Source organism: Halorubrum xinjiangense, from assembly GCF_049604745.1.
Classification (GTDB): Archaea; Halobacteriota; Halobacteria; order Halobacteriales; family Haloferacaceae; genus Halorubrum; species Halorubrum xinjiangense_A.
Window position 1 is genome coordinate 1087558 of record NZ_CP187140.1, and the last position, 12430, is coordinate 1099987.

The window sequence follows — 12430 nt, forward strand, 5'->3', positions numbered from 1 at the left end:
GCCGACGCAGGGCGCGTATGAGCTTCTTCGAGACGCTCGCGGACCGGATTGACGCGGTCGACAGCGTCGTCTCGGTCGGGCTCGACCCCGACCCGAGCCGGCTCCCCGAGACCGTGACCGACGCCGACCTCCCGCGGTGGGCGTTCAACCGACGGATCATCGACGCGACCCACGAGCACGCCGCCTGCTACAAGCCGAACGCCGCCTTCTACGAGGACCCCGACGGCTGGCGCGCGCTCCGCGAGACCGCCGCGTACGCCGAGGGGAAGGGCGTCCCCGTCCTGCTCGACGCGAAGCGCGGCGACATCGGCAACACGGCGCGGCAGTACGCCGAGGTCCTCGACTGGGTCGACGCGATCACCGTGAACCCGTACCTCGGGCGCGACTCGCTCCAGCCGTTCCTCGACCGCGCGGACAAGGGCGTGTTCGCGCTCTGTCGCACCTCGAACCCGGGCGGCGCCGACCTCCAAGACCTCGAACTCGCCTCTGGCGAGCCGCTCTACGAGCGCGTCGCCGCGCTCGCGGACGTGTGGAACGCCAACGACAACGTCGGGCTCGTCGTCGGCGCGACGACGCCCGAGGAGCTGGAGACGGTCCGTGAGATCGTCCCCGATATCCCCTTCCTCGTGCCCGGCGTCGGCGCGCAGGGGGGCGACGCCGAGGCCGCGGTCGAACACGGGCTCGCCGCCCGCCCCGACCTCCCGGTCGACGTCGGCCTCGTGAACTCCTCGCGGGGGATCATCTTCGCCGGCGAGGAGTCGAGCCGGCCCGGCGACGAGGCGACGTACTTCGGCGCCGCGGGCGACGCGGCCAAGCGGCTCAAGAAGCGGCTGAACCGGCACCGGTAGGCTCGCGTGCCGCTCGGCGCCCGCTACCCGCGCCCGGCGGCGCAGCCGGCGCAGGCGCGGGCCGTCTCGTCCCAGTGGTCGTCGCAGACGGCGCGGCCGCAGCGGTCGCAGGTGCGGGTCGCGGTCGCCGCCTCGCAGACCTGGCAAAGTCCGGTGAGGCTCATACCTGTAGTCGGGTCGCACGCCTTATGAGGATCGGGGGCGAGCCCCGGATATGCGCCAGTTCGTCGTCATCGGCCGCGACGTGCCCACCGACCCCGACGCGATCTCGCTGTCGGACATCCCGGGGGCCGGGCGGCTCGACCTCTGCTGTCGGTGCGTGAGCGCGGGCGTCTTCCTCTCGCACGGGATCCGCGAGTCGGTCCGGATCCACCTCGTCGTCGCCAACGAGTTCACGGTCACCTTCGATTCCGACACCCTCCGCCACCTCCACCCGGACGAGCGCAACGTCGCCGCGCGGGTCCGCGACGCGCTCGCCGCGAAGGACGACGCGATCGGCCACATGCCCGCGGACGTCTCGCCGGGCGTCGAACTCCGCCGGATGGGCCTCGACGCGACGCTCGACCGCCTCGTCGGCGAGGATGGCCGCGGCCCGGACGGGACGCTCGTCCAACTCCACGAGGAGGGCGACCCGCTCGTCGACGCGGAGCCGCCGACGGACCCCGTGTTCGTCCTCTCGGACCACCACGACTTCGCGCCGGAGGAGGCGGACGCCGTCGCCGAGCGCGCAGAACGCCGGCTGCGCGTCGGCCCCGAGCTCCTCCACGCGGACCACACGATCACGGTCGTCCACAACTGGCTCGACACCGACGGGTACGCCAGCTACTGACCGCGAGACCGATGCCCACGCACCCGACCGAATCCTCCGACCGCGAGACGACGACCGCGCCCGACACGGACCCCAGATTCGAGGTCCCCCTGCGCGGAATCGACGTCGACCCCGAGACGCGCTGTGCCCACTGGGACAGCCCCGTCGACGTGGTCGCGCTCCGCTTCGGCTGCTGTGAGACGTACTATCCCTGCGACGCCTGTCACGACGCGGCAACCGACCACGAGGCGGTCCCGTGGCCCCGCGAGCGCTTCGACGAGCCGGCGGTCCTCTGCGGCGCCTGCGAGACGACGCTCACCGCCCAGACATACCTCGACGGCGGTGACGCCTGCCCCGCCTGCGGCGCCGCGTTCAACCCAGGCTGTCGGACGCACCGCGATCGGTACTTCGATATTCCCGAATCGGACAACGGAGACGGCGACGGAGATTTATAAACGATCGCGCGGTGCGGTGGCGCGCGCCTCCGAGCGGGCCATCGGCCCGCGAGGAGCGCGTGCGAGGGAGTCGGCCGACCGGAGCGAAGCGGAGGGAGGCCGACGAGGCTGGGGAGGCGTGAGGCTGCGGTTGCGGTGCGGGGTGGGACTCAAAGGGGCAGCCGCGAGGCGGGCGCAGGTGACGTAAGCACCGCAACGAGGGAGCGAACGAAGTGAGCGACCGAGTGAGGAGCGCAGCGAGCGTGCGCCCGCCTCGCGGCTGGGGCTTTGGAGGTGTTCGTCGTCGATCTACTGTCAGCCATTTATAAGCGAGTGGCTGGGGCTTTGGAGGCGTATTCCGTCAGTCTGGTAGCAACCATTTATAAGTGAACGACCGACCCTTAGCGGCGTCCGCAGCTGCTGTGGGATCACCCAGAGATCACCGACTACCACTCCGACCGAGTCGCTCTGATCGCCCCCCTTTCGGAAGGATTAAAAGAACGAGCGGCCTTCAATCGAGTGCGGGCCGGTGGGGTAGCTTGGTATCCTTCGGCCTTCGGGTGGCCGTAACCACGATTCAAATTCGTGCCGGCCCACTACCCCCTTATACTTTTTCCAGCCTCTACTGACAGGTCTTAGCGTCTCTACGGGGTGGTCTCTGTGAGTCTTTCCGACGGCTCCACAGGGCCAGCCCTGACTACGGACGGACCCGGAGAGTTCTGGTGTCCGACTTGCGGCTGCCGGTGTACTCGGAACTCGTCGAGCCAGCTCGAATACGGCCACGCGCTCGACTGCCCCCGGCGTCCTGACGAGCTCTCGAATCCCGAACGGTGAGCCGGCCAGCTGCGCGCCGGTCCACCTCCCCACGGCTCCGGCACGATCTCGTTCGCTCCCTCGAGGCGAGCCCTGCCAGTCTCTCCAAGCGGTCGGCGACCTTGCGGTCCGTGAGGTCCGCCGAACGCGGACCGAACGGCGCCGACCGCGCACAGGCGACCGAAGGTCGCCAAACGAGCGGCGGTGCTGTCGCTGAGCGGTTGCTCATGTTCGGAGGTGAGCGATGAGCGCGCCCGACGACCCGGCCGCGTCTTGGCCTTCCAAGGAGACTAACTCTGTAACGGCTTCTCTCACCGAATTAGAGGAAGACGCCGATCCGATCGTCGAACGGGTGACGGAGTTCGCTACCGAGTATCCACACCTCGCTGACCTCCCGCTCTCGGAGGCGCACGGGCGCAAGCTTCGCCGCATCGTCACGGAAGCTGACTGGGAAAAAGAGTTCGTCGACCCCGATCACCCGCTCGAAGACTCGTTCGCCGTTGACTCGCTTCGCTCTCGCTCGGCCGGAACGTGGCTCGACGCGATTCACGCCTTCCTGCGCGCCCACCACGAGTACAGCGGAATGATGGCCCGCTTCGAAGATCGGGAATCGGGCGACGAGTTCGACGTACCGCTTGCCGACGCGTGGGGGAAGGAGTACAGCAAGAAGCAGTACGCACGGGCTCGCGCGCTCCAGCGACAGATGTCCGGCGGTAAACGCCCGTCTGGTGGCGAAGCCGCTCCCGCGTGGGATGACCCTGTGACAGTGATGCTCACGTTGACCGCCTCGTCGGTCCCCGACGGCAACCGGCTCCCACCCGTCGAACAGATGGACGCGATTCACGACTCGTTCAGCTACGGCGGCGTTCGCGACACGCTTCGCAACGTGATGGAGTATCACCTAGACCTCGACTCGGAACAGTGGGGCTACTGGCTCCAAGCGGAACCGCACGGAATGGGCACCGCTGCGGACCCCGACAAAGAAGCCGGCCTCAATGCCTGCTACACTCATATTCACGTCGGCGTCTACTTCGATGGCGCCGGGTTCGGTGACCTCCTCCCGGTGGCTTCCGAGTTCGAACGGGTGATCGACAAGCACCTAGAGGTCTGCGACCCCGCCGGCTGGTCGGCGCACAACTACGACGCGATCGACGACTACCTTCAGGAAGACGACGGCTGTATCTCGATGAACGCAGACGTCGGGAATCTCGGGTCGTACCTCGCCGCGTACATGGGTGGCTACACCGAGGACCTCCTCGAAAAGCCGATTGAGTACATCGCGTGGGGAGCCGTCTACTGGTCGGCTGCCCGCCAGCGGACCACCCGCTCACAGACCGTGAATCAAGCCATCCGCGCCGATCGGTGCGAACAGCGGGCCGAAAACGAAGAGTCCGGACAGGTCGACGCGCACGGCGAGCGCATCCGTTGGGACGACGGCCGCGGCGCCGATGTCGTCTGCTCCTGCTGCGGTTCCCCGTGGACGGTCGACCAGGACCAGCTCGACGGCCCACCCGAGACAGAATCCGCGCTCGACGACGATCTTCGTTGGGCCGCTGACGCAGCTGCTCCGGCGCCGGAACCGGACCCGGATCGGTCACTTGCCGAACGGTGGCCGAGTGCCGACAGTGCTTGGTCCTACGGTGAATCACCGCGAAAGAGCCTGATTCGCGAGCGTGTTCAAGACTACATCGACGTACACGGTAGAGACATCTCTGTCCCCTCGATGCTCGCGCATCTGAACATCGACCCAGCTCACAAAGAGTTCGTCGGTGAGATACTGGATGGTGAAACGGAACCTCAGTCGATCACATCGACAGCCGCGTAACCCCGTTTGATCACGGTGAACCAAACCGAACTAGCTGTGGAGCATCTTCGAACCGCTAGTGAGCATGATTTTCGGGATGGATCGCCGCTGTCGGCGGCGGACTGCCGCCGACGCGACGGCGTCGCCACTCACGACCGCTGTCCGGACCGGTGGACAGCTACCGGAAGAACCGGTCGTCAAGTGACTGGTTCGCTGGAACAGACCTACGCACACCAAGTGCTGTCCAAGCTGCGCGAAGCGTCATTTCGCAGAACTCCGTGAACGACCACTGCAAGAGGCGGCGCCCCCCGCGGCGGGGCGCCGCCACGTACTTCCAGTGGAGATATCGCCAGCTGTTCTGAAGCAGTAGGCTCACTACAAACATCATCAGCCGGAGCCCAGCGTCCTGAGAACTGGTGAAAGCGAGGCTCTGCTTAGCTAATCGGTAGCTCGACTCGATGCCGAAGCGCTTGCTGTAGTGTTCTCGGGCATCCCGTGGTGTGTCGATGAACGGCGCGTCAGCGGCGTAGCCGTGACGCGCCACCCCGTGTTCGTCGTATCGTCCCTGCTGGTAGACGCAGTCGATGAACACGGGGAACGTCACCTCACCGGCGAGATCGTGTTCGATCTCGCGGCTCCAGCCTCTGTTGAGTTCGTCTTGAATCGTCTCGCCCCACTTGACAATCGGCATGACGTAGGCGTAGTTGTGCTTGGACAGCAGTCCGAGGCAGGTACTGTTGTAGAATCCACGATCGAGGTAGACGGCCTTGACGCCGAGGTCAAGGCCGTCGAGCAGTTCGAGGAACTCAGCGAGGACATCGCTGGTGGTATCGCCAGCGACAAGCTGGCGAACCGCCAGCGTGTATCGTTTGTTGCGGACACGTACGTAGAGCGTCGCATAGGCGTGAAACGTCGTTGTTCCACGCTTGGCCTGTGAGGAGTACAGAGCCTCGGTTTCGTCCTCATCACCGTAGTAGGGATCGAGGTGGAGGTCTGCGCAGACCTCCACCGGTCGATCTGGAAGTGTCTCAAGCGTATCTCGCTGAAGCAGCGTGTCTCCAACCGATTCAACCGAATCCAGTTCAAACTGATCGGTGAGATGTCCACGGACGGTATTAGCGTGTGGTGAGTCGTCAGTCGTTTCGCAGACGTGATTGATCGAGGTCCCGCCGGCGCTGGCGCCGGCGAGGACCTCGTACAATGTCTCCGTAGAGACCTCAACGTCTTCTCCGAGATCTACCGAAAGCTCCTCTTCAAGACTGTTGACGACAAAATTAAGCAGGTGCTCTTCCTCTATCTCGCTGTCTGCTTCGGGTTGTTGCACATCTTCCCAAAGCAGACACTTCCTCTAACCCGATGTGATCGACTGAGACTTTCCCGCGAAGGGTGTCATCAACGACATCAGCGAACGCAACGTTCTCACGCACCTGTTGTATCTCGACGGTGACTCGGTCTCCGACACTCGTTCCGGGAACGATCACGACGTAACCGTGCTCAACTTTCGCGATCCCGTCACCTTGGTCACCGATGTTCTCGATTTTAACGTCTTGCTGTTCACCTTCCTCGACAGGCGGACCGTCGTATTCGTGCTGCTGATCTTCGTAATCAGTGGTCTCGGTGTCGTCCACATCCGATGCGGCCGTCGAAATGAGCGCAACACGGTATGTCTCATCTTCAGCGATTGTCCCGGTGGTTATTTCGCGTTCCGGCACGGTGATCTGGTAGATTCCATCGCCTTTCTCAACAGTCGCAGTATACAACGTTTGGAGTGTCTCAGAAATATCCATAGATTATGTATGTTTTGACTCGTGCTAGAGAACTTGACTCTAGTGTTCCTGTCACTCTCTACTGTTCACTGTCGTTGCGAGCGAGAGACTCGATAGACGATTCAGGACTTATCGCCACGCTCAAACACGGCGGCAAAGTCGTCAAGAAGCTCCTGTGGTGATCGCTCATCACCACTAGACGGGAGCGGTGCTTCCCAACATTCGATCTCGAGTGTGCGCGCATTCGACACCGACTCCGTCTCAGTTACCACATTGAAGATACCGGTGCGATAGATAGCCAGTAGTCGCTGATCATGAACACCGACGTGGTCAATGCCAGCCCGATTCAGAACTGCTGGAATGTCGGTCGGCCCAGACAAGGAGACCGAGGCGCTTGGAGACGCCGAATCGCTCATACGATGGCTTCGTCCATGACACCGATAAAGACCAGCCTCGGGGAAGGTTCGGATACAGTATCTAGCCAATTCCCGTGGCCGGTCTGTCGTCTCCCAACGGGTACGGATGTGGGTACCGGCTACCCACCAGGAGTATGGAATGATGTCCCGGAGTCAAAACTGGTGAGATCGGTGATACGCTGCTCTAACTCTTCGATCTCAGCTTGGAGCTCGGTTGTGTCTTCGTCGGCTCCAGCTAACTGATCTTTCAGCCCTTGGAGACGGCTTTCTTTCATTTCGTCGTCGACGTCGGCCTTCCGTACATACTCGCTCTCCTCGATCTCGTATACGTCGGATTCAGAGAGTGACGTCACTTCCAGCGCATCGTCGAGTTTGCTCGTGTCGACGGTCAGCACGCGCTCGGGGTCGATCCCTTCTGTCTCCAGTAGCTCAAGGACTTCTTCGTCATCTTTGAGTGTTCGATTCCGACGGACAGCTCGTTGAACGGACCCGTATTGCCCACTCACGGGTTGATCGTGATGGAGACGGTCAAGCAAGACGCCACGGACGTCCTGTCGAAGATCGTTGGCATTGCGCTGGACATCCGACAGCAATGTATAGAGGTTCACCAGCGTCGGCACGTCCAACTCCGTTAGTGACGTCACATCGTGCTGCTCGAGCGCGTCGATCAACAGGAGCGCGTCTGCGTACACTGGGATATCGGGCTCTTCTCGTGGGCCATCGTCGTGTTCGACCGTGTGCGCATCGACGAGTGGCGACGCTGTTGGCGTCTCGCTTTCAGAGAGGGTGCCGTCCCGGTCATCGATAGTGAATCGCGGATGGAGACTCATGACGGTGGCATACGGTTCAGCTCCGGGTGGGAGGCGATCGAGATCGAACGACCCAGTCGCATCGACGACACGCTCAAACAGCGTCTCAAACTGCTCTCTCTGGAGCGGGACGGTCTCACTGTCGGCCTGATACTCGATCAGTACTCGGTGTTGCTGGACATCAGTGATGTGAAACGGCTTCCGAGAGAGCGGAGTGAGGAGTGTGGCGTCTGCCGGAAGTTCCTCCACGTTGTCGAGGAGATTGTCCCACGTCACTCGAAACGACATACTGGCGATTCAGTACTGCGAGACAAAAGCACACGGGCGTACGTGATTGAGCTCACCGTGATTAACCAACAGATAGCAGCAGAAGCGCCAGTTTGTTGGTTAATGGCTCGAACTTGTCCTCAGAGGATCTTTCCAAGGTCCCCAGTATCGTCTGGGTGTGGGGTGACAGAAGTCGTTTCGCGAGTTCCATCTGTCCTGATTACTACCCCACCCCCCACTTTTCACGAGAGTTCTCGAATATATCCAGCACACAACTAAAATCGAGACCTACAGTTCACCAAGCACACGATTGTCTGCTACCACCCACCCCACTTTTCACGAGAGTTGCTCCAGCTCTCGTTTCTCTGTACGAACATACCAACGTGGTCGTACTGTCTACAATCCCCCTCCCCCCATTTTTCACGAGAGTTGCTCCAGCTCTCGTTTCTCTGTACGAACATACCAACGTGGTCGTACTGTCTACAATCCCCCTCCCCCCATTTTTCACGAGAGTTGCTGTTAGAGACGAGGTAGTGAAACGATGTCTGTACTCTCTTAGCACTCTTCTACAGCACAATTAACCGCTACAATAGCCGTGCGGGTATGGTTCCGAGCGATGTGATATAAAGGTTTGCGTGTTAGTGAAGTGATCTCGGCCCTCCCCCACCGTCTTTACCGCGGAACTCTCGTGAAAAGTGGGGGGAGGGGGTTCGTCATCTCTGTCTAGTTTTGTTCGCGAACACCACCGTATCTGTGTGGTGTATCTATGTCTCATGAAGGCATGGTGTACACAGATGAAACGGATGACACTCATGAAGGTGTGGTTTTAAGTAACGCCGTGGTTACAAGTCGAGTAATAATGGGGCTGGAACGGTTCAAACCCGATTCTACAATTTTTGCTGATGAAGCAGTGCTTCGAGACGGGTATCGGCCTGATCAGTTAATCGAGCGAGATAACGAACTCAAGCAGTACCAGTCGGCTCTGAAACCCGTGATCAACGGAGCACCACCGAAAAACCTGTTTCTATATGGGCAGACAGGCGTGGGAAAGACGCTCTCATCTCGAATGATTATTGAGCGGCTAGACGAGGATCAACAGAATCTAGATGACGTTGATGTACACTTTGCCGAATTGAATTGTAAATCGCTGAACTCGAGCTACCAGGTAGCTGCGAATCTGATAAACGAGTTTCGAGAGCCGGAGGAGCAGATCAAGCCGACTGGATATCCATCTGGGATGATATACACGATGCTATTCGAGGAACTCGAAAAACTCGACGCTACGCATTGCCTAGTAGTTTTAGACGAGATCGATGCTATCGGAAATGATGACGACATCCTATACAAACTTCCTCGCGCTAACGATAATGGGAATGTCAGAGAGACGTCTGTCGGGGTTATCGGGATCTCGAACGATTTCACATTCCGAGATAACCTTTCTGCACGGGTGAAAGACTCCCTGTGCGACGAGGAGATTCATTTTCCACCATATGATGCGAATGAACTCGGGAACATCTTGAAGCAACGAGCATCCGAAGCATTCCACGATACGACTGCATCGCAACTTGATAATGGAGCGTTCGAGTTATCATCAGATATTCTTGAAGATGATGTGATCCCGTTATGTGCAGCGTTCGCGGCGCAAGATTCTGGGAGCGCCCGGCAAGCGCTCAAGCTGTTGTACAAGGCCGGTGATATGGCGCGTGACGAGGAAAGTGACTGTATCACTGAGGAGCATGTTCGTCGTGCGGATGAAGCAGTTGAGCGGGATAAAGTGCGAGAGGAACTAGGACGACTCCCCACACAGTCAAAATTAACACTGTACGGACTATTGTTGCTCGAGCAGGAGAGTGCGCTCCCAGCTAAGCGAAATCGGATCTACGAGCGGTATGTGTTGGCTGCAAAGCGTATTGACGCGGATGTCCGTACCGACCGCACTATTCATAACCGCTTGTCCCAGTTGACGCTGAAAGGATTTCTTGACGTTCGCGAGCAAAACAAAGGCCCGAAAGGTGGGAGTTACTATGAGTACGAGTTCTCAATTCGTGCAGACATCGTGCGTGATGTACTCCAAGGAGATAGTCGCCTACAAGAGTTGTTTGACCGGATTGATGGAGACATGACTCTCGACAAGTTTTGATACAGATCTCTTTTGACTGGTTCAACGCTAACTCGACTAACTCTATTGAACAGATGGTGTGTGAGATCTGCTGGCTCTCAGCGTCGATCGATACCGGCGTATAGCTTGAAACACTCGAAACGCCGGAGTGTGTGAGGGCGGAGACGATCGACCCCCTGTCCTGGCAGTCGTTGATCTACTCTCACTTCTATCACGGCACAGATTGGCGATTAACTACGTCTCAGCAGTCGGAAGATCCGTGGCGTACTGGTCACTCCCAGCACACCCATACGACCCGCACTCTTCTTACCGACCATGACGATTGGAAGGGCCGTGTTGAATCGCTGTAAGGCGGAGAGATTCACTGTTTGACGAAGCGTTTGATGTTATAAACGACACACATCAGCGCGATCTCGCGGAACTCACGAAACCATGACCGCGCTCGCACGGCGAAGCCGAGCGAGCGCTTCACAGCCGAGTTCACAGTTTCGGTCATAGAGCGCTGATTGTAGCAATTATCGTCGATTCTGGCGTTGTGTGCGTGGTCGTACGGAGCGAAGATGCGGTGCTTGATCAGCGGTCTGATCCCGAGATCGCGTAATCCTTCGCGGAGCGATTGCTTGTCGTAGCCTTTATCGGCCGCGAGAGACCGCAGATCGCCCGCATTCCGGCGGGCGATCTGCTCAGCAAGATCGGCGTCACTTCCCTCCCGGTTCGTTGAGCAGTGAACGTCAAGGACGGCTTGCGACGCTGTATCGACGAGTTTTGTGACTTTCAACTTCTGAACGCGGTAGCTGATTCGCTGGCAGTAGTGGCGGCTCGCTGGTGAGCGGTCGTAGAACGTGGCGTCGATCGCGGCGTGTTCAGAGAGATCGTGCAGCTGCGCCGACTGGCGCAGCAGCACTCGACAGACGCTCATGCTTATCCGGTCGAACGCCTTACACAACGTGGACGGCGCAGGGAGATCGGCCGCGTTGAGGCCGATCTCCCCGGTTATTTGTGGCATCTCTTTGAGCAGGTCGATCGTCATGCGGTACGACGAATCGAGGTAAATCCGCAGACAGTGAAGGGAAACGAGTGCGTAGTCGGCGAATCCGCCGCCACCTTCCGGGGCGGCGGATTCGCCTCCATCGCCAGTAACTCTTTGAGCAACCGGTACAACCTCCCCGATGAAGCGGGAGATTTGCGTCATGGTCAACGGAACTCTCCCGCTTCAACTCCTTTGATTTAGCGGCCTACCTCGCCTTCGTATGGCGATTCAACACAGCCATTGGAAGCATTGACTCCGTAGTGTGAGACCAGATTGTCGCCCAAGAGAAACGTGTCCCTGACGAGTGTAAAATTAAGGCCATATCCGACGTTTTGCCATGTCACGTCCACTGAGGTACCCCAGACGTGGACGAGATCGTCGTCAGATGTCGTCCGAAATAGTTCGAGGTCCTCGTTATTGAGATAAGATAAGACTCAATATCCTCAATTGGGTGCCCATCTCGGATGAACTGTTTGTAGTCCTCAAACGCGTCGTCGCGACCAGCGGGGAGGATCACGATTCCGGTCATGCTTGAGTGGAAATCATCGGTGGGAGGCAAATAATTGGCTACAACTTCACTGATTCTGTTGAAATCCTAAGGAGCTGATAGGATTGGTGTGCGAGATACAGAGGTTGTAGTCAGCACGAGAACTGCGTTATTTTCCTCAAATAAATCCTGAATCAGCCGATAGAATATGCCTGCCTACTGTGCAGTAGAGTAGACCTCGGCCCATAGATACACAATCCCAAGTAGCGAGAAGAATATACCTAAACCCGTAGGTAACCATTCGCTTTGCACGGCATAGAGAGACGCCTGTACCAGTCCCATTCCCAACATTGCTATCCCAATAACAGTCTTGAGTCGTCTGCGTTCCATACTTAGTAAGTATTTAATATGGCTATAATTCTTTCGTCGTACTGACCAATACGTGTATTCCCTGTACTGACCGATCCACTTTGATCAAATTGCGGGATGATTCTGTACAAGATACGCGCTGTGTATCCAGCATACCCTCTCCAAACTATCAGAATCTGAGGGTTTTAACAGAGCCGCCACGGTCGATGTCGACTGTGACGAGTGTTCTAGAGGTATTGATAAAGAGCAAGACAGCTGATCACCCGCCGAAATCGGGTGGCTATAGTAGCTGCTCAACACCGTCGTAATTCCTTATGTAACTCTTGCTTCCCGGTGTTGTCTATATGTTACATAAGGAATTGATATCGGACATCGTGTGAACGAAACCGAAAAACGCTCGTTGCGGGTTTGTCGTGCTACCGAGTGGGAGGAATTAGCGCAATAATCACGCCCACTTTGA

At 58.8% G+C, this 12430-nt stretch carries 10 protein-coding genes, 1 tRNA gene and 1 pseudogene; 6 read left to right on the plus strand and 6 right to left on the minus strand.

Annotated elements, in window-relative coordinates:
• Positions 1 to 17 precede the first annotated feature (17 nt).
• Entirely contained in the window at positions 18 to 848 is an 831-nt protein-coding gene (gene pyrF, locus ACOZ35_RS06450; protein ID WP_424015610.1) for an orotidine-5'-phosphate decarboxylase, read from the plus strand.
• Positions 849 to 871: 23 nt separating this feature from the next.
• Here the strand turns inward: pyrF and ACOZ35_RS06455 are convergent, their stop codons facing one another.
• Positions 872 to 1012 carry a hypothetical protein gene (locus tag ACOZ35_RS06455; protein ID WP_424015611.1) on the minus strand — a complete coding sequence of 47 codons (141 nt, stop codon included), beginning with the start codon at positions 1010 to 1012 and terminating at the stop codon, positions 872 to 874.
• 50 nt (positions 1013 to 1062) lie between these two features.
• Between ACOZ35_RS06455 and trmY the strand changes: the two genes are divergently transcribed.
• The 4 genes from trmY (at position 1063) to ACOZ35_RS06475 (ending at position 4728) form a co-directional block, all read left to right on the plus strand.
• Positions 1063 to 1677, plus strand: a complete 615-nt coding sequence (gene trmY, locus ACOZ35_RS06460; RefSeq protein ID WP_424015612.1) for a tRNA (pseudouridine(54)-N(1))-methyltransferase TrmY — start codon at positions 1063 to 1065, stop codon at positions 1675 to 1677.
• A gap of 11 nt (positions 1678 to 1688) precedes the next feature.
• Entirely contained in the window at positions 1689 to 2111 is a 423-nt protein-coding gene (locus ACOZ35_RS06465) for a CHY zinc finger protein (protein WP_424015613.1), read from the plus strand.
• Between the two features lie 502 nt (positions 2112 to 2613).
• Positions 2614 to 2686 (plus strand) — tRNA-Pro (locus ACOZ35_RS06470).
• Between the two features lie 569 nt (positions 2687 to 3255).
• A complete protein-coding gene (locus tag ACOZ35_RS06475; protein WP_424016041.1) occupies positions 3256 to 4728 on the plus strand; it encodes a hypothetical protein in 1473 nt (490 codons plus the stop codon).
• Between the two features lie 157 nt (positions 4729 to 4885).
• Here the strand turns inward: ACOZ35_RS06475 and ACOZ35_RS06480 are convergent, their stop codons facing one another.
• The 4 genes and pseudogenes from ACOZ35_RS06480 to ACOZ35_RS06495 form a co-directional block, all read right to left on the minus strand.
• On the minus strand, positions 4886 to 6031 hold the full coding sequence (locus ACOZ35_RS06480; protein ID WP_424013255.1) for an ISH3 family transposase: 1146 nt from the start codon (positions 6029 to 6031) through the stop codon (positions 4886 to 4888).
• A 46-nt stretch (positions 6032 to 6077) separates the two neighbouring features.
• Positions 6078 to 6494: pseudogene (locus ACOZ35_RS06485) on the minus strand (TRAM domain-containing protein); the annotation flags it as partial.
• A 101-nt stretch (positions 6495 to 6595) separates the two neighbouring features.
• On the minus strand, positions 6596 to 6889 hold the full coding sequence (locus tag ACOZ35_RS06490) for a hypothetical protein (protein WP_424015614.1): 294 nt from the start codon (positions 6887 to 6889) through the stop codon (positions 6596 to 6598).
• Positions 6890 to 7008: 119 nt separating this feature from the next.
• Positions 7009 to 7986, minus strand: a complete 978-nt coding sequence (locus ACOZ35_RS06495; protein WP_424015615.1) for a hypothetical protein — start codon at positions 7984 to 7986, stop codon at positions 7009 to 7011.
• Between the two features lie 838 nt (positions 7987 to 8824).
• Between ACOZ35_RS06495 and ACOZ35_RS06500 the strand changes: the two genes are divergently transcribed.
• Positions 8825 to 10105, plus strand: coding sequence for a Cdc6/Cdc18 family protein (locus ACOZ35_RS06500; protein WP_424016042.1), 1281 nt, complete (start codon positions 8825 to 8827; stop codon positions 10103 to 10105).
• Between the two features lie 340 nt (positions 10106 to 10445).
• On the opposite strand, the gene ACOZ35_RS06505 is transcribed toward ACOZ35_RS06500, so the two are convergent.
• A complete protein-coding gene (locus tag ACOZ35_RS06505; RefSeq protein ID WP_424015616.1) occupies positions 10446 to 11276 on the minus strand; it encodes an IS5 family transposase in 831 nt (276 codons plus the stop codon).
• Between the last annotated feature and the right edge of the window lie 1154 nt (positions 11277 to 12430).

Bases quoted from the DNA above. Each gene is read 5' to 3' on its own strand.
- pyrF (WP_424015610.1), top strand. From the start codon at position 18: ATGAGCTTCTTCGAGACGCTCGCGGACCGGATTGACGCGGTCGACAGC.
- ACOZ35_RS06455 (WP_424015611.1), bottom strand. From the start codon at position 1,012: ATGAGCCTCACCGGACTTTGCCAGGTCTGCGAGGCGGCGACCGCGACC.
- trmY (WP_424015612.1), top strand. From the start codon at position 1,063: ATGCGCCAGTTCGTCGTCATCGGCCGCGACGTGCCCACCGACCCCGAC.
- ACOZ35_RS06465 (WP_424015613.1), top strand. From the start codon at position 1,689: ATGCCCACGCACCCGACCGAATCCTCCGACCGCGAGACGACGACCGCG.
- ACOZ35_RS06490 (WP_424015614.1), bottom strand. From the start codon at position 6,889: ATGAGCGATTCGGCGTCTCCAAGCGCCTCGGTCTCCTTGTCTGGGCCG.
- ACOZ35_RS06495 (WP_424015615.1), bottom strand. From the start codon at position 7,986: ATGTCGTTTCGAGTGACGTGGGACAATCTCCTCGACAACGTGGAGGAA.
- ACOZ35_RS06500 (WP_424016042.1), top strand. From the start codon at position 8,825: ATGGGGCTGGAACGGTTCAAACCCGATTCTACAATTTTTGCTGATGAA.
- ACOZ35_RS06505 (WP_424015616.1), bottom strand. From the start codon at position 11,276: ATGACGCAAATCTCCCGCTTCATCGGGGAGGTTGTACCGGTTGCTCAA.